The following is a 16,453-nucleotide window of genomic DNA, read 5'->3' on the forward strand; positions in this document are numbered from 1 at the left end:
CCGTCCCATGCGCAGCACACTCGTCCTGCACGCCGTCGACTCGCACACCGAGGGCATGCCCACCCGGGTGATCACCGGCGGGATCGGCACGATCCCCGGCGCCACGATGAACGAGCGCCGGCTGTACTTCCGCGAACACCGCGACGACATCAAGCAGTTGCTGATGAACGAGCCGCGTGGCCACTCCGCGATGAGCGGCGCGATCCTCCAGCCGCCGACCCGCCCGGACTGCGACTGGGGCGTGGTCTACATCGAGGTCTCCGGCTATCTGCCGATGTGCGGGCACGGCACGATCGGCGTGGCCACCGTCCTCGTCGAGACCGGCATGGTCGAGGTCGTCGAGCCCGTCACCACCATCCGCCTGGACACCCCCGCGGGGCTCGTCGTCGCCGAGGTCGCGGTCAAGGACGGCGCCGCGCAGGCGGTGACCCTCACCAACGTCCCGTCCTTCAGCGTCGGCCTCGACCGCAAGGCCACGCTCCCCGACGGGCGGACGGTGACGTACGACCTCGCCTACGGCGGCAACTTCTACGCCATCCTCCCGCTGGAGCAGTTCGGCCTGCCCTTCGACCGCTCCCGCAAGGACGACATCCTCAAGGCCGGCCTCGCCCTCATGGACGCCGTCAACGCCGAGGCGGAACCGGTACACCCCGAGGACCCGTCCATCCGCGGCTGCCACCACGTCCACCTGTACGCCCCCGGTGCCACCGCCCGCCACTCACGGCACGCGATGGTGATCCACCCCGGCTGGTTCGACCGCTCGCCCTGCGGTACGGGCACCAGCGCGCGCATGGCACAGTTGCACGCGCGCGGCGAACTGCCCCTGCACACCGAGTTCGTGAACGAGTCCTTCATCGGAACGCGATTCACCGGACGGCTGCTCGGCACGACCGAGGTGGCCGGTGTCCCTGCCGTCCTGCCGAGCTTCACCGGCCGCGCCTGGATCACCGGCACCGCGCAGTACCTGCTCGACCCCACCGACCCCTTCCCGGCCGGCTTCGTCCTCTGACCGTCCGCGCCCCGTCCGCCCGACACCCCTGCCCGCACAAGGAGACGCCCCCATGCCCGCCCGGCGCACCAGCACCCCCTCCGCCGCTGCCCCCGCCCTGCCGGCCCTCGGCGGCAGGAAGAGCAGCTACCGGGAGCGGGTCGCCGACGCGCTGCGGGCCGCGCTGATCGCCGGGGAACTGCGCCCCGGCGAGGTGTACTCCGCGCCGGCACTGGCCGCCCGCTTCGGCGTCTCCGCGACCCCCGTGCGCGAGGCGCTGCTGGACCTGGCCAAGGAGGGCCTCGTCGACACCGTCCCCAACAAGGGCTTCCGGGTCACCGCGGTCTCCGAGAAACAGCTCGACGAGTACACCCACATCCGCCGGCTCATCGAGATCCCCACGGTCGTGGACCTGGCCAGGACCGCGGACCCGGTCTCGCTCGAGGCGCTGCGCCCGGCCGCACAGGAGATCGTCACCGCCGCCGCGGCCGGGGACCTCATCGCCTACGTCGAGGCCGACACCCGGTTCCATCTGGGGCTGCTCGCCCTCGCGGGCAACGCCCACCTCGTCGAGGTCGTCGGCGACCTGCGGGGGCGCTCCCGGCTGTACGGCCTCACCGCCCTCGTGGCGGCGGGACGCCTGCTCGCCTCCGCCGAGGAGCACCTTGAACTCCTCGACGCCCTGCTGGCGCGCGACGAGCCGGCCGTCCGCGAGGTGATGACCCGGCACCTCGGTCACGTGCGGGGGCAGTGGGCGGCGCCGGGGAGCTGACCGGCCGCACCGGGACGGTGCGGTACGCAAGCCACTTGCGGTTCTTGCGCTATTCTTGCGCACATGACGCGACGACTTGCGGAAGTGGCGAAGAAGGTCGGGGTCAGCGAGGCCACGGTCAGCCGGGTGCTCAACGGAAAGCCCGGAGTCTCCGAAGCCACCCGGCAGGCGGTGCTGTCCGCCCTGGACGTCCTCGGCTACGAGCGGCCCACCCAGCTGCGCGGTGAGCGCGCCCGGCTCGTCGGCCTGGTCCTGCCCGAGCTGCAGAACCCGATCTTCCCGGCGTTCGCCGAGGTGATCGGCGGGGCGCTCGCCCAGCTGGGCCTGACGCCCGTGCTGTGCACCCAGACCAAGGGCGGCGTCTCCGAGGCCGACTATGTCGCGCTGCTGCTGCAACAGCAGGTCTCCGGGGTCGTCTTCGCCGGCGGCCTGTACGCCCAGGCCGACGCCCCGCACGACCACTACCGGCTGCTCGCCGACCGCAACATCCCGGTCGTCCTCGTCAACGCGGCCATCGAGCACCTCGGCTTCCCGGGCGTCTCCTGCGACGACGCGGTCGCCGTCGAACAGGCCTGGCGGCATCTGGCCTCCCTCGGTCACGAGCGGATCGGGCTGGTCCTCGGACCCGGGGACCATGTGCCGTCGGCGCGCAAGCTGGCCGCCGCGCGCGCCGTCGCCGGGGATCTGCCGGACGAGCGCGTGGCACGGGCCATCTTCTCCATCGAGGGCGGTCACGCGGCGGCCTCCCGGCTGATCGACCGCGGGGTCACCGGGTTCATCTGCGCCAGCGACCCGCTCGCGCTCGGTGTCGTACGGGCCGCCCGGCGCAGGGCACTTGACGTCCCGTCACAGATCTCGGTCGTCGGCTACGACGACTCCGCGCTGATGAACTGCACGGAACCACCGCTGACCACCGTCCGCCAGCCCATCGAGTCGATGGGCAGGGCGGTCGTCGAACTGCTCAATGCGCAGATCGGCGGCAGCTCCGTGGCGGCCGAAGAGCTGCTGTTCGAACCGGAACTGGTGGTGCGGGGTTCCACGGCACAAGCCCCTCGCGACTGAGATCCCGCGGACATTCCACAGGGCTGTTCAATAATTTCAGATTCTGCGCGACATCTTGCGTGACGATGTCGGCGGTGCTTGAGTGTGCGGCGCCCACCGCTCCTGCCCAAAGGGGTCCACCGATGAGTAGCACCGGGTTCCGCCGTACCCTCCTCACGCTCATGGCCTGTTCGTCCCTCGCCCTGACCGCCTGCGGGGCCGACGACAAGGACGACTCGGCGAGCGGGAAGACCCGCATCACGGTCAACTGCATGCCGCCCAAGAGCGCCAAGGTCGACCGGCAGTTCTTCGAGGAGGACATCGCCGCCTTCGAGAAGCAGAACCCGGACATCGACGTCGTCCCGCACGACGCGTTCCCCTGCCAGGACCCCAAGACGTTCGACGCCAAGCTCGCCGGCGGTCAGATGGAGGACGTCTTCTATACGTACTTCACCGATGCCAGGCATGTCGTCGACATCAACCAGGCGGCCGACCTCACCCCGTACGTCAAGGAGCTGAAGAGCTACGAGACCATCCAGCAGCAGCTGCGCGACATCTACACCGTCGACGGAAAGATCTACGGCATCCCGCGCACCGGCTACTCGATGGGCCTGATCTACAACCGCGCACTCTTCGAGAAGGCCGGCCTCGACCCCGCCCAGCCCCCTGCGACCTGGGACGAGGTGCGGGAAGCCGCCAGGAAGATCGCCGCCCTCGGCGACGGCACCGTCGGCTACGCCGACTACAGCGCCCAGAACCAGGGCGGCTGGCACTTCACCGCCGAGCTGTACTCCCAGGGCGGTGACGTCGTCAGCGCCGACGGCAAGAAGGCCACCGTCGACACCCTCGAGGGCCGGGCGGTCCTGCAGACCCTGCACGACATGCGCTGGACGGACGAGTCGATGGGCAGCAAACAACTGCTCGTCATCAACGACGTCCAGCAGATGATGGGGTCCGGCAAGCTCGGCATGTACCTCGCCGCACCCGACAACATCCCGATCCTGGTCAAGGAGAAGGGCGCCGACTACGAGGACATCGCCATCGCCCCGATGCCGGGCGGCGAGGCCACTCTCGTCGGCGGCGACGGCTACATGTTCAACAAGAAGGCCACGCCCGAGCAGATCCGGGCCGGCCTCAAGTGGCTCGACCACATGTTCCTCACTCCCGGCGACGGATTCCTCGGCGACTACGCCCGCGCGAAGAAGAACGACGCACCCGTGGGCCTGCCCGAGCCGCGGCTGTTCACCGGCGCCGCCGACGAGAAGGACCAGCAGGTCAAGCAGGCCAACGCCAATGTGCCCGTGGAGAACTACCAGGCCTTCCTCGACGGCAACCAGGACCTCGAGATGAAGATCGAGCCGCCGAGCGCCCAGCAGATCTACTCCGTCCTCGACGGTGTCGTCTCCGCCGTCCTGACCAAGGAGGACGCCGACATCGACCAGCTCCTCGAGGACGCCTCCGGCAAGATCGACGGCATCCTGGGCCGGGGCTGACGGACGATGACCAGGACGGCTCAGCGGCGGACCGTCGAGAAGGTCGCGGTCCGCCCGGTCCGGGCGCCGCTCCCGGCAGGGGACGGGGGGCGGCGCCGCCTGGCCGATCAGACCCGCGCGTACGCCTTCCTGCTCGGCGGACTCGTCTGCTTCGCCCTGTTCTCCTGGTACCCGGCGATCCGCGCGGTGGTGATCGCCTTCCAGAAGTACACGCCGGGCGCACCGGCCGAATGGGTCGGCACCGACAACTTCACCCGCGTCTTCGACGACCCGGAGTTCGCGGCCGCCTGGCGCAACACCTTCACCTTCACCCTGCTCGCCCTGCTGATCGGCTTCGCGATCCCCTTCGTACTGGCCCTCGTCCTCAACGAACTCCGGCACGCCAAGGCGTTCTTCAGGGTCGTGGTCTATCTGCCGGTGATGATCCCGCCGGTGGTCAGCGCCCTGCTGTGGAAGTGGTTCTACGACCCCGGGACGGGCCTCGCCAACGAGGTGCTGCGCTTCCTCGACCTGCCCGCCTCGAACTGGTCCAACGGCGCCGACACCGCCCTCGTCTCCCTCGTCATCGTCGCCACCTGGGCCAACATGGGCGGCACCGTTCTGATCTACCTGGCCGCCCTCCAGTCCATCCCCGGCGAGCTGTACGAGGCGGCCGAACTGGACGGCGCGAACCTGCTGCAGCGCATCCGGCACGTGACGATCCCGCAGACCAGGTTCGTCATCCTGATGCTGATGCTCCTTCAGATTATCGCCACGATGCAGGTCTTCACCGAACCGTTCGTCATCACCGGCGGCGGCCCGGAGAACGCGACGGTCACCGTCCTGTACCTGATCTACAAGTACGCCTTCCTCTACAACGACTTCGGGGGTGCCTGCGCGCTCAGCGTCCTGCTCCTGCTGTTCCTGGGCGCCTTCTCCGCCGTGTACCTGCGGCTCACCCGCTCCGAAGGGGAGGACGCATGAGCAGTGCCCGCACCCTCGTCTCCCCGGCCTCCCTGGCTCGCCCGCGCGGCAGGGCGGTCTACTGGACCGTCTTCACCGGCGTCGTCGTCCTCTTCGTACTCGCCTTCCTCTTCCCGGTCTACTGGATGGTGACCGGCGCGCTGAAGTCACCGGACGAGGTGGCACGCACCCCGCCCACCCTGGTGCCCGAGCAGTGGCACCTCAGCGGCTACACCGACGCCTGGGATCTGATGCAGCTGCCGACCCACCTGTGGAACACGGTCGTCCAGGCGGCCGGCGCCTGGCTGTTCCAACTGGTGTTCTGCACGGCCGCCGCATACGCCCTGTCGAAACTCAGGCCCCTCTTCGGCAAGGTGATCCTCGGGGGCATCCTCGCCACGCTCATGGTCCCGGCCCAGGCCCTGGTCGTACCGAAGTACCTCACGGTCGCCGACCTGGGCCTGCTCAACGACCCCCTGGCCATCTGGCTGCCGGCTGTCGCGAACGCCTTCAACCTCTATCTGCTCAAGCGGTTCTTCGACCAGATCCCACGCGATGTGCTGGAGGCCGCCGAGATCGACGGCGCCGGAAAGCTGCGCATCCTGTGGTCGATCGTGCTGCCCATGTCACGGCCGGTGCTCGGCGTCGTGTCGATCTTCGCGCTGGTCGCGGTCTGGCAGGACTTCCTGTGGCCGCTGATGGTCTTCTCCGACACCGACAAGCAGCCGATCAGCGTGGCGCTGGTGCAGCTGTCGCAGAACATCCAGCTGACCGTGCTCATCGCCGCGATGGTCATCGCCAGCATCCCGATGGTCGCCATGTTCCTGATCTTCCAGCGGCACATCATCGCCGGAATCAGCGCGGGCAGCACCAAGGGCTGACACCGCACCCCTCACACAGAAAGGCAGGCACAGTGGGACAGCCCACGCATGCCCTCACGCAGGCCGACTGGTGGCGCTCCGCCGTCATCTACCAGGTGTACGTCCGCAGCTTCGCGGACGGCGACGGCGACGGCACCGGCGATCTCACGGGCGTCCGCGCCCGACTGCCGTACCTGGCCGAACTCGGCGTGAACGCCCTGTGGTTCAACCCCTGGTATCCCTCGCCGATGAAGGACGGCGGCTACGACGTCGCCGACTACCGTGCCATCGACCCGGCCTTCGGCACCCTCGCTGAGGCCGAGAAGCTCATCGCCGAGGCCCGCGAGCTGGGCATCCGCACGATCGTCGACATCGTGCCGAACCATGTCTCGGACCAGCACCCGTGGTTCCGGGCGGCGCTCGAGGGCGGCCCGGAACGGGACCTGTTCCACTTTCGCGCCGGGCGCGGTGAACTGCCGCCGAACGACTGGCGGTCCCAGTTCGGCGGACCCGCCTGGACCCGGCTCCCCGACGGCGACTGGTACCTCCACCTGTTCGCCCCCGAGCAGCCCGACCTCAACTGGGCGCACCCGGCGGTCCGCCAGGAACACGAGGACATCCTGCGCTTCTGGTTCGAGCGCGGGGTCGCCGGCGTCCGTATCGACTCGGCCGCCCTCCTCGTCAAGGACCCCCGTCTGCCGGACTTCGTCGAGGGCCGCGACCCGCACCCCTACGTGGACCGCGACGAACTCCACGACATCTACCGTTCCTGGCGTCGGATCGCCGACGAGCACGGCGGCGTCTTCGTCGGCGAGGTCTGGCTCCCCGACACCGAACGCTTCGCCCGCTATCTGCGCCCCGACGAACTCCACACCGCCTTCAACTTCTCCTTCCTGTCCTGCCCGTGGGACCCCGACCGCCTCCGTACGTCGATCGACGAGACACTCGCCGAGCACGCTCCGGTCGGTGCGCCCGCCACCTGGGTGCTGTGCAACCACGACGTGACCCGTACCGTCACCCGCTACGGCCGTGAGGACACCGCCTTCGCCTTCGCCACCAAGGCCTTCGGCACCCCCACCGACCTCGAACTCGGCACCCGCCGCGCCCGCGCCGCCGCCCTGCTCTCCCTGGCACTGCCCGGCGCGGTCTACCTCTACCAGGGCGAAGAGCTCGGCCTGCCCGAGGCGGACATCCCCCGGGACCGCATCGAGGACCCGATGCACTTCCGCTCCGGCGGCACCGACCCGGGCCGCGACGGCTGCCGCGTGCCGCTGCCGTGGGTTGCCGAGGCCCCTCATGCGGGGTTCGGCGGCGAGCCCTGGCTGCCGCAGCCCGCCGACTGGCCCGCGTACGCCGCCGACCGTCAGGCGCAGGACCCGGGCTCGATGCTCAGCCTCTACCGCCGGGCGATCCGCATCCGCCCGGTCTTCGGCGACGGCCCCCTCACCTGGCTGTCCGCCCCCGAGGGGGTCCTCGCCTTCACCCGCGCGGAGGGCGTGACCTGCGTGGTGAACCTCGCCGACCGGGCCACCGACCTACCTGCGCACACAGAACTCCTGCTCGGCAGCGGCCCGTTGGACGACCAGGGCCGACTGCCGAAGGACACCGCGGTGTGGCTGCGTTCCTGACACCGCGACGCGCTATCCCGAACACCCCCACCACGAAGGGATCAGCACATGCACAGGCACAGCCTCAGATCGCCGGCCATCGGTGTCACGGTCGCCCTGGCCGCCGGCATGCTCGTCACCCTGAGCGCACCCACCGCCCAGGCCGCCGCGGGCGCCATCCTGCCCTTCACCTCCGTCGAGGCCGAGTCCGCGCCCACCACCGGCTCGAAGATCGGCCCCGACCACATCCAGGGCACCCTCGCCTCCGAGGCCTCCGGCCGGCAGGCCGTCCGCCTCGCCGCGGGGCAGCGTGTCGAGTTCACCGTGCCCCGCGCGGCCAACGCCGTGAACGTCGCCTACAGCGTCCCCGACGGCCAGTCCGGCACGCTCGACGTGTATGTCAACGGAACCAAGCTCGCGAAGACGCTCGCCGTCACCTCCAAGTACTCGTACGTCGACACCGGCTGGATCCCCGGCGCGAAGACCCATCACTTCTACGACAACGCCCGGCTGTTGCTCGGTCAGAACGTGCAGCCGGGCGACAAGGTCGCCTTCCAGGCGACGAACACCCAGGTCACCGTCGACGTGGCCGACTTCGAGCAGGCGGCCGCGCCCGCCACGCAGCCCGCCGGCTCGGTGTCCGTCACCTCCAAGGGCGCCGACCCCAGCGGCCAGGGCGACTCCACGCAGGCGTTCCGGGACGCCATCGCCGCGGCGCAGGGCGGGGTGGTGTGGATCCCGCCGGGCGAGTACCGCCTGACGTCGTCCCTGAGCGGCGTACAGAACGTCACCCTCCAGGGCGCCGGTCACTGGCACTCCATCGTGCGCACCTCACGCTTCATCGACCAGCCCAGCTCCTCCGGCAGCGTCCACATCAGGGACTTCGCGGTCATCGGCGAGGTCACCGAGCGGGTCGACTCCAACCCCGACAACTTCGTCAACGGGTCCCTCGGCCCGGGGAGTTCCGTCTCTGGGATGTGGCTCCAGCACCTCAAGGTCGGCCTGTGGCTGATGGGCACCAACGACAACCTCGTCGTCGAGAACAACCGTTTCCTCGACATGACGGCCGACGGCCTCAACCTCAACGGCAACGCCCGCGGCGTCAAGGTCCGCAACAACTTCCTGCGCAACCAGGGCGACGATGCGCTCGCCATGTGGTCGCTGTACGCACCGAACCAGGGCAGCAGCTTCGAGAACAACACGATCACCCAGCCGAACCTCGCCAACGGTATCGCGATCTACGGCGGCACCGACATCACCGTCAAGGACAACCTGGTCTCCGACACCAACGCCCTCGGCAGCGGCATCGCGATCTCCAACCAGAAGTTCCTCGACCCGTTCCACCCGCTGGCCGGCACGATCACGGTCGACGGCAACACCCTCGTCCGTACGGGCGCGATGAACCCCAACTGGAACCACCCGATGGGCGCGCTGCGCGTCGACTCCTACGACAGCGCCATCGAGGCCCAGGTGCGGATCACCAACACGACGGTTTCCGACAGCCCGTACAGCGCCTTCGAGTTCGTCTCCGGCAGCGGGCGCGGGTACGCGGCGAAGAACATCACCGTCGACGGTGCGACCGTCCGCAACACGGGCACGGTCGTCGTCCAGGCCGAGAGCCAGGGCGCCGCCACCTTCCGCAACGTCACCGCCACCGGCGTCGGCGCCGCCGGCGTCTACAACTGCCCCTACCCGACCGGCTCGGGCACCTTTACGCTCACCGACGGCGGCGGCAACTCCGGCTGGAGCAGCACCTGGTCGGACTGCTCGACCTGGCCGCAACCGGACCAGGGCAACCCCGATCCCGACCCCACTCGCAACCTCGCCAAGGGCCGCCCGGCCACCGCAACCGGCTCCCAGGACATCTACACGCCCGGCAAGGCGGTCGACGGCGACGCGAACAGCTACTGGGAGTCCGCCAACAACGCCTTCCCGCAGTCCCTGACGGTGGACCTCGGCTCGACCGAGGCCGTCCGCCGGCTGGTGCTCAAGCTGCCGCCGTCCTCGGCGTGGCAGGCCCGCACCCAGACGTTCTCCGTGCAGGGCAGCACCGACGGCTCGACGTACTCGACGGTGGTCGCCTCGCAGGGCCACCGCTTCGACCCGGCGACCGGCAACACGGTCACCGTATCCCTGCCGAGCGGTACGAACCTGCGCTACCTGAGGCTGCACGTCACCGCCAACACCGGCTGGCCCGCCGGCCAGTTCAGCGAGGTGGAGGCGTATCCGACTTCATGACCGGACTCCCGCGCTTCGCCGCCTGGATCTGCTCGTACACATGGGTCCGCAGCTCGGCGAAGCGCGGGGCCACCCGGGTGTGCAACTGGTCGCGTTTCGCGGGCAGATCGACCTTCAGCTGCTCCTGTACGACGGTGGGGGAGGCCGACAGCACGACCACCCGTTCCCCGAGGTACACGGCCTCGTCGATGTCGTGGGTGACGAACAGGATCGTGATCCCGCGCTCCCGCCACAGCCGTCGTACGAGATCCTCCAGGTCGGCCCGCGTCTGCGCGTCCACTGCCGCGAACGGTTCGTCCATCAGCAGCACATCCGGCTCGTACGCCAGCGCGCGGGCGATGGCCACCCGCTGCTGCATACCGCCGGACAGCTGCCAGGGATACGCCCCGGCAACGTCCGCGAGCCCGACCGAGGCGAGGGCGTCCGTGACCAGTTCCCGGCGTCGCGTCTTGCTCAGGTCCTTCTGTTTCAAGGGAAGTCCGACGTTCTCGCCGACCCGCATCCAGGGGAACAGGCTCCGCCCGTACTCCTGGAACACGAACGCCATCCCGGGCGGCGGCCCGTTCACCGGCCGCCCGGCCAGCCGTACCTCGCCCGCCGTCGGAGCGAGGAGCCCTCCTACGCACTTCAGCAGGGTCGTCTTGCCGCAGCCCGACGGGCCGACGAGACAGACCAGTTCCCCCGCATCGACGGTGAACGTCAGGTCGCGCAGCGCCTCGACCCGCCGCCCCGAACCCTCGTACACCTTCTTCAGGCCGCGTACGTCCAGCATGGACCGCCCTTTCCCGAGGTTCACGGCGACCGCCTCGTGGCGGCGCGCAGCCCGTGGTACCAGCCGAGCGCCCGCCGCTCGACCAGCTGGAAGACGACCGACAGCACAAAGCCGAGCAGACCCAGCAGCAGGATCCCGGTCCACATGTCGGGAATCGCGAAACCGCGCTGGAACTGGACGATGGTGAACCCCAGTCCGTTGCTCGCGGCGAACATCTCGCTGATGACCATGAGGATGATGCCGATGGACAGCGCCTGGCGCAGCCCCGCGAAGATCTGCGGGCTCGCCGACCGCAGGACGACACTGCGCAGGCGGGCCACGCCCGTGATGCCGTAGGAACGGGCCGTCTCCGCCATCACCGGGTCCACCGCCCTGACGCCCTCGACGGTGTTGAGGAGGATCGGCCACACGCAGCCGCTCGCGATCACGGTCACCTTCATCGTGTCGCCGATGCCGGCGAACAGCATGATGACCGGGACGAGCACGGGTGGCGGCACGGCCCGCAGAAACTCCAGGACCGGCTCGCACACCGCCCGCACCCGGCGGTAGGAGCCGATGACCGTGCCGAGCGCCACGCCCACCACGGCGGCCGCCGCACAGCCGCCCGCCAGCCGCAGCACACTGGGCAGTACGTCCGTCCGCAGCCGCTCGCCGGTCCACACCTCGGGGAACGACTCCAGGATCGTGCGCAGGGGCGGCCAGTACACGTTCGTACTGCCGTCGGACGCCACCCACCACACCACGATCAGCACCATGGGCAGGGCGAGCACCAGAACGAGCCGCAGCAGTACGTGTCTCACACCGCCACCTCCCCGCGCACCGACTGGTGCCAGGCCAGCGTCCGCCGTTCCACTGTCCGCGCGCCCACGTTGATCAACAGCCCCAGCACTCCGGTGACCACGATCAGCGCGTACATCTCGGGCACCGCCTGCGAGGTCTGCGCGACCGCGATACGGGCGCCCAGCCCAGGTGCGCCGATGACGAGTTCGGCGGTCACGGCGAGGATCAGCGCGACGGCCGCCGCCAGCCGCACGCCGGTCATGACGTACGGCAGCGCGGTCGGCCACAGCACATGGCGGATCCGCGCCCAGGTGCCCAGGCCGTACGACCGTGCCGTCTCGTCGGCGACCGGGTCCACGTCCTGGACGCCGTACAGAACCTGGATCAGCACCTGCCAGAACGCCGCGTACACGACCAGCAGGAGCACCGAACGCAGTTCCGTTCCGTACAGCAGCACGGCCAGGGGGATCAGCGCGACGGACGGGATGGGGCGCAGGAACTCGATCGTCGACGCCGTCGCCTCGCGCAGGTACGGCACGACCGACACGACCAGCCCGACCGCGACTCCCGCGCCGACCGCGACCGCCAGGCCCAGCGCCCAGCCGGTGAGGGTGTCGCCGAGCGCCGTCCAGAAGGCGCCGTCCGTGACCTCCCGGCCGAGGGCGTCGGCGATACGGGTGGTGGGCGGGAAGTGGTCGTCCTTGACCAGGCCGAGACGCGGCACCGCCTCGCCCAGGGCGAGGAAGGCCGCGAGCCCGGCCGCACCGAGTGCGAGGTTCACGCCCCTCACGGCAGCAGCTGGTCCAGATCCGGCGGCGAGTCGAACAGGCCGTCCTCTTCCCCGAGCTTCTGCAACGCCTCGATGGAGGAGCGGTTCGCCTCGGCCGGCCACTTCGGCAGGGTCACCTGCTCCAGCACCGGTGCGGGGATCTTCGTGTACGTGGTGATGATCTCGCGGACCTCGTCCGGGTGGGAGTCGGCGTAGGCGAGGGACTCCGCCATGGCCTCCTGGAACTTCTTCACCACGTCCGGGTTCTGCTGCGCGTACTGCGTGGAGGTGAAGTACATGGCGACGGTGAGGTCCGGGGCGACATCGACCATGGGCGAGGCGATCTCCCGGCCACCCTGGCTCTTGACGGTGGCGAGCGCGGGCTCGACCACCATGGCGGCGTGGATCCGCCCGCCGTCGAGAGCGGCGGGCATCTGGTCGAAGGCGAGCTCGACGAACTCCACCTTGTCGGGGTCGCCACCCGCCTTGCGCACCGATGCGCGCACCGCGGTCTCGTTGATGTTCTTCAGCGTGTTGATGGCGACCTTCTTGCCCTGAAGGTCTTTCGGGGACTTGATCGGGCTGTCCTCCTTGACCGTGATCGCCCAGGCGTCCTTGCCCGGCTCGCCGGTTGACGCGTTGCCGTTGGCGACGGCCTTGACGGGCACGTTGGTGGACTGGGCGATCAGTAGCGAAGTCACGTTGGAGAAGCCGAACTGGAACTGTCCGCTGACCACACCCGGCACGATCGCCGCGCCGCCCTGCGCGGTGGTCATCTCCAGTTTCAGGCCGTGCTTGTCGAAGACGCCCTTCTCCTGACCGAGGTAGAGAGGGGCGACGTCGACGATGGGGATGAGCCCCACCTTGACGGTGGTCGTGCCGTCGGACGACGTGCCCTTGCCCGATTCACCGGAGCCGTCGGACGAGCCACAGGCCGCCGTGACGAGCAACAGAGCACCGACGGCCAGACCGGCGAGTGGACGACGCATGGCTCCTCCTGTACAGACAACGGTGTTCCGACAGGTGTGCGCACAGCGCACAGTGGTGCTCATTTCGTGCTCAGCGGGAAAGTAGAACTGCCCGACCGCCGGGTCAACACTCTTGACCGGCAGGGTTGTTGACAGCCGTTGACTGGAGGCGAAGATGCCCGCCGATGTTCGCGCCCCGCACTTCGTGAGGTCCTTCGAGCGTGGCCTCGCGGTCATCCGTTCCTTCGACGCCGAGCACCCCGCGCGCACCCTCAGCGAGGTGGCCCGTGCCTGCGGACTCACCCGTGCCGCCGCCCGCCGGCTGCTGCTCACCCTCGTCGACCTCGGCTACGTCCGCTTCGACGGCCGACTGTTCCGCCTCACCCCGCGTGTGCTGGAACTCGGCTACGCCTACCTCGCCGGTTTCACGCTGCCGCAGATCGCCGCGCCTCACCTGGAGCAACTCGTCGCGGAACTGCGGGAGTCGTCCTCGCTGTGCGTGCTCGACGGCGACGACGTGGTGTATGTGGCGCGGGTGCCGGCCCGCCGGATCATGTCCGAGACGATCACCGTCGGGACCCGCTTCCCGGCGCTCGTCACCTCGGTGGGCCGGGCGATCGTCGCGCACCTGGCGGACGAGCAGATCGACGCCCGGCTCACCCGCGCCGAACTGCGCCCCCTGACCGGTCGCACGATCACCTCACCCGACGCCCTGCGCGCCGAACTCGGCCGGGTACGGCGGCAGGGCTACGCGCTCGTCGACCAGGAACTGGAAGAGGGGCTCCGCTCGGTCGCGGCGCCGGTGCGCGACCGGCACGGCGCGGTCGTAGCCGCCGTCAACCTCGCCGTCCACGCAGGCCGTGCCTCCGTCGCCTCCGTCCGCCGCGAACTGCTCCCGCACCTGCTCGCGACCGTGGCGCGGATCGAGGCGGACCTGCGCGGCACCGAGGCGGCACGAGCCGTTTCGTCCGGTACCGCGCCGAGTGGCTGAGGAGCACCCCGTGTACGCGCGACTTTCACAGCAGCGCCATCGGACCCTTCCCTGACGTTCGGTGCTCTTGGAACACTCCTTCCGCGCGCATTCCGTCATCACCCGGCCGGTCGAACTCCGTCAGGACGAGAGGTCCCTCACCCATGCCCGAAGTCAACCGGCGCAGATTCCTCCAGATCGCGGGAGCCACCACGGCCTTCACCGCCCTGGCGAGCAGCATCGAGCGCGCCGCCGCGCTCCCGGCCAACCACCGTTCGGGGACGATCGAGGACGTCGAGCACATCGTCGTCCTGATGCAGGAGAACCGTTCTTTCGACCACTACTTCGGCAAGCTGAGGGGCGTCCGCGGCTTCGGCGACCCGCACCCGGTGACGCTGGACAACGGCAGGTCGGTGTGGCACCAGGCCCAGGACGGCAGGGAAGTGCTGCCCTTCCACCCGACCGCCGACGACCTCGGAATGCAGTTCCTCGAGGGCCTGCCGCACGGCTGGACGGACGGCCAGCAGGCCTACAACGCAGGCAAGTACGACCAGTGGCTGCCCGCGAAGGGCACCACGACCATGGCCTACCTGACCCGCGAGGACATCCCCTTCCACTACGCCCTCGCCGACACCTTCACGGTCTGCGACGCCTACCACTGCTCGTTCATCGGCTCCACCGACCCGAACCGCTACTACATGTGGTCGGGTCACACGGGCAACGACGGCCGGGGCGGCGGCCCGGTCCTCGGCAACGACGAACTCGGCTACGACTGGACGACGTACCCCGAACGCCTGGAGCAGGCCGGGATCTCCTGGAAGATCTACCAGGACATCGGCGACGGCCTCGACGCGGCCGGCTCCTGGGGCTGGATCGAGGACGCCTACCGCGGCAACTACGGCGACAACTCGCTGCTGTACTTCAACAAGTACCGGAACGCCGAGCCCGGTTCGCCCTGGTACGACAAGGCCCGCACCGGCACCGACGTCAAGAACGGCGACGGCTACTTCGACCGGCTGCGCGCCGACGTCCAGGCCGGCAAGCTGCCGCAGATCTCCTGGATCGCCGCCCCCGAGGCCTTCTCCGAGCACTCCAACTGGCCCTCGAACTACGGCGCCTGGTACATCGCCCAGGTCCTGGACGCGCTCACCTCCAACCCGGCGGTCTGGGCGAAGACGGCCCTGTTCATCACCTACGACGAGAACGACGGCTTCTTCGACCACCTGGTGCCGCCGCTCCCGCCGAAGTCCGCCGCGCAGGGCAAGTCCACGGTCGACGTCTCCCTCGACCTCTACCCGGGCGACAGCAAGCGCCCGGCCGGTCCGTACGGCCTCGGCCCGCGCGTGCCGATGCTGGTCGTCTCGCCGTGGAGCAAGGGCGGCTACGTCTGCTCCGAGACCCTCGACCACACCTCGATCGTCCGGTTCATGGAGCGCCGCTTCGGGGTCGAGGAGCCGAACATCTCGCCGTGGCGGCGCGCGATCTGCGGCGACCTGACGTCGGCGTTCGACTTCTCCCGCAAGGACACCAGGCCGGCCGCGCTGCCCGACACCGACGGCTACGAGCCGCCGGACCGCGAGCGGCACCCCGACTACCGGCCGACACCGCCGGCCGACCCGGACATGCCCCGGCAGGAGCGGGGCCTGCGCCCGGCCCGCCCGCTGAAGTACGCCCCGCTGGTGGACGGTTCCGCGGACGTGGCCGCCGGGACGTTCACGCTCACCTTCGCCTCCGGCGCGAAGGCCGGCGCCGCCTTCCTCGTCACCTCCGGCAACCGCACCGACGGGCCGTGGACGTACACCACCGAGGCCGGCAAGAGCATCTCCGACACCTGGAACTCGGCGTACTCCGGCGGCTCGTACGACCTGACCGTGCACGGCCCCAACGGCTTCCTGCGCGTCTTCAAGGGCCCGAACAAGGTGGCCGGCCCGGAGGTCACCGCCCGGCACAGGGGCGACGACATCGAGCTGACCTTCACCAACAGGGGGTCCGGCACGGTGCAGCTGAAGGTGGCCGACGGCTACCGGGGGCGGGCCCGGACCGTCCGTGTGCGCGGCGGCGCGACGGTGCGGCAGACCGTCGACCTGGCGGCGAGCCGGCGGTGGTACGACCTCACCGTCACCTCCGATGCCGACCCGGCCTTCGTGCGGCACTTCGCCGGGCATGTCGAGAACGGGCGTCCTGGCGTGAGCGATCCGGCGATCGTCACGGAGTAGGCGCTGGGGTCAGAGGGGGGTGAGGTGTCCTGGGCCG

The 16,453-nt window shown here is 69.8% G+C and carries 14 protein-coding genes; 10 read left to right on the plus strand and 4 right to left on the minus strand.

The window, feature by feature from the left end:
• Nucleotides 1-7: 7 nt before the first annotated feature.
• The 8 genes from ACFVJQ_RS11115 (at nucleotide 8) to ACFVJQ_RS11150 (ending at nucleotide 9,941) form a co-directional block, all read left to right on the plus strand.
• A complete protein-coding gene (locus tag ACFVJQ_RS11115; protein ID WP_385510000.1) occupies nucleotides 8-1,009 on the plus strand; it encodes a proline racemase family protein in 1,002 nt (333 codons plus the stop codon).
• Between the two features lie 52 nt (nucleotides 1,010-1,061).
• Entirely contained in the window at nucleotides 1,062-1,760 is a 699-nt protein-coding gene (locus tag ACFVJQ_RS11120) for a GntR family transcriptional regulator (protein WP_385510001.1), read from the plus strand.
• A 63-nt stretch (nucleotides 1,761-1,823) separates the two neighbouring features.
• Nucleotides 1,824-2,822: a LacI family DNA-binding transcriptional regulator gene (locus ACFVJQ_RS11125; RefSeq protein ID WP_385510002.1), complete on the plus strand. Its 999-nt coding sequence runs from the start codon at nucleotides 1,824-1,826 to the stop codon at nucleotides 2,820-2,822.
• Between the two features lie 122 nt (nucleotides 2,823-2,944).
• Complete coding sequence (locus ACFVJQ_RS11130; protein ID WP_385782769.1) at nucleotides 2,945-4,294, plus strand: ABC transporter substrate-binding protein; 1,350 nt, start codon at nucleotides 2,945-2,947, stop codon at nucleotides 4,292-4,294.
• A gap of 6 nt (nucleotides 4,295-4,300) precedes the next feature.
• The gene (locus ACFVJQ_RS11135; protein ID WP_385510005.1) at nucleotides 4,301-5,257 is read left to right on the plus strand and encodes a carbohydrate ABC transporter permease; all 957 of its coding nucleotides are present in this window, start codon (nucleotides 4,301-4,303) and stop codon (nucleotides 5,255-5,257) included.
• A complete protein-coding gene (locus ACFVJQ_RS11140; protein ID WP_385510006.1) occupies nucleotides 5,254-6,117 on the plus strand; it encodes a carbohydrate ABC transporter permease in 864 nt (287 codons plus the stop codon). The genes ACFVJQ_RS11135 and ACFVJQ_RS11140 overlap by 4 nt, the downstream gene beginning before the upstream one ends.
• A 32-nt stretch (nucleotides 6,118-6,149) precedes the next feature.
• Nucleotides 6,150-7,724 (plus strand): glycoside hydrolase family 13 protein, encoded by a 1,575-nt coding sequence (locus tag ACFVJQ_RS11145; protein ID WP_385510008.1) that lies wholly within the window; start codon nucleotides 6,150-6,152, stop codon nucleotides 7,722-7,724.
• Nucleotides 7,725-7,772: 48 nt separating this feature from the next.
• Nucleotides 7,773-9,941, plus strand: a complete 2,169-nt coding sequence (locus tag ACFVJQ_RS11150; protein WP_385510009.1) for a discoidin domain-containing protein — start codon at nucleotides 7,773-7,775, stop codon at nucleotides 9,939-9,941.
• On the opposite strand, the gene ACFVJQ_RS11155 is transcribed toward ACFVJQ_RS11150, so the two are convergent.
• Genes ACFVJQ_RS11155 through ACFVJQ_RS11170 form a run of 4 tightly spaced genes read right to left on the minus strand, consistent with a single transcriptional unit; the run spans nucleotide 9,910 to nucleotide 13,251 of the window.
• Nucleotides 9,910-10,713: an ABC transporter ATP-binding protein gene (locus tag ACFVJQ_RS11155; protein WP_385782774.1), complete on the minus strand. Its 804-nt coding sequence runs from the start codon at nucleotides 10,711-10,713 to the stop codon at nucleotides 9,910-9,912. The two genes, ACFVJQ_RS11150 and ACFVJQ_RS11155, sit on opposite strands and share 32 nt — an antisense overlap.
• Nucleotides 10,714-10,733: 20 nt before the next feature.
• Nucleotides 10,734-11,513, minus strand: coding sequence for an ABC transporter permease (locus ACFVJQ_RS11160; protein WP_385510011.1), 780 nt, complete (start codon nucleotides 11,511-11,513; stop codon nucleotides 10,734-10,736).
• A complete protein-coding gene (locus ACFVJQ_RS11165) occupies nucleotides 11,510-12,283 on the minus strand; it encodes an ABC transporter permease (RefSeq protein WP_385782777.1) in 774 nt (257 codons plus the stop codon). The genes ACFVJQ_RS11160 and ACFVJQ_RS11165 overlap by 4 nt, the downstream gene beginning before the upstream one ends.
• Complete coding sequence (locus ACFVJQ_RS11170; protein WP_385510013.1) at nucleotides 12,280-13,251, minus strand: ABC transporter substrate-binding protein; 972 nt, start codon at nucleotides 13,249-13,251, stop codon at nucleotides 12,280-12,282. The genes ACFVJQ_RS11165 and ACFVJQ_RS11170 overlap by 4 nt, the downstream gene beginning before the upstream one ends.
• 154 nt (nucleotides 13,252-13,405) lie before the next feature.
• On the opposite strand from ACFVJQ_RS11170, the gene ACFVJQ_RS11175 reads away from it, so the two are divergent.
• Complete coding sequence (locus tag ACFVJQ_RS11175; RefSeq protein ID WP_385782781.1) at nucleotides 13,406-14,221, plus strand: IclR family transcriptional regulator C-terminal domain-containing protein; 816 nt, start codon at nucleotides 13,406-13,408, stop codon at nucleotides 14,219-14,221.
• Nucleotides 14,222-14,364: 143 nt separating this feature from the next.
• Nucleotides 14,365-16,416: a phosphocholine-specific phospholipase C gene (locus ACFVJQ_RS11180; protein WP_385510015.1), complete on the plus strand. Its 2,052-nt coding sequence runs from the start codon at nucleotides 14,365-14,367 to the stop codon at nucleotides 16,414-16,416.
• Nucleotides 16,417-16,453: the final 37 nt, after the last annotated feature.

It is taken from the genome of Streptomyces sp. NPDC127197, assembly GCF_042672405.1.
Lineage (GTDB): Bacteria > Actinomycetota > Actinomycetes > Streptomycetales > Streptomycetaceae > Streptomyces > Streptomyces flavusporus.

Excerpts from the sequence above, each read along its gene's own strand:
- ACFVJQ_RS11155 (WP_385782774.1), bottom strand. The coding sequence starts at position 10,713 with ATGCTGGACGTACGCGGCCTGAAGAAGGTGTACGAGGGTTCGGGGCGG.
- ACFVJQ_RS11120 (WP_385510001.1), top strand. The coding sequence starts at position 1,062 with ATGCCCGCCCGGCGCACCAGCACCCCCTCCGCCGCTGCCCCCGCCCTG.
- ACFVJQ_RS11180 (WP_385510015.1), top strand. The coding sequence starts at position 14,365 with ATGCCCGAAGTCAACCGGCGCAGATTCCTCCAGATCGCGGGAGCCACC.
- ACFVJQ_RS11125 (WP_385510002.1), top strand. The coding sequence starts at position 1,824 with ATGACGCGACGACTTGCGGAAGTGGCGAAGAAGGTCGGGGTCAGCGAG.
- ACFVJQ_RS11115 (WP_385510000.1), top strand. The coding sequence starts at position 8 with ATGCGCAGCACACTCGTCCTGCACGCCGTCGACTCGCACACCGAGGGC.
- ACFVJQ_RS11170 (WP_385510013.1), bottom strand. The coding sequence starts at position 13,251 with ATGCGTCGTCCACTCGCCGGTCTGGCCGTCGGTGCTCTGTTGCTCGTC.
- ACFVJQ_RS11140 (WP_385510006.1), top strand. The coding sequence starts at position 5,254 with ATGAGCAGTGCCCGCACCCTCGTCTCCCCGGCCTCCCTGGCTCGCCCG.
- ACFVJQ_RS11135 (WP_385510005.1), top strand. The coding sequence starts at position 4,301 with ATGACCAGGACGGCTCAGCGGCGGACCGTCGAGAAGGTCGCGGTCCGC.
- ACFVJQ_RS11150 (WP_385510009.1), top strand. The coding sequence starts at position 7,773 with ATGCACAGGCACAGCCTCAGATCGCCGGCCATCGGTGTCACGGTCGCC.
- ACFVJQ_RS11130 (WP_385782769.1), top strand. The coding sequence starts at position 2,945 with ATGAGTAGCACCGGGTTCCGCCGTACCCTCCTCACGCTCATGGCCTGT.
- ACFVJQ_RS11175 (WP_385782781.1), top strand. The coding sequence starts at position 13,406 with ATGCCCGCCGATGTTCGCGCCCCGCACTTCGTGAGGTCCTTCGAGCGT.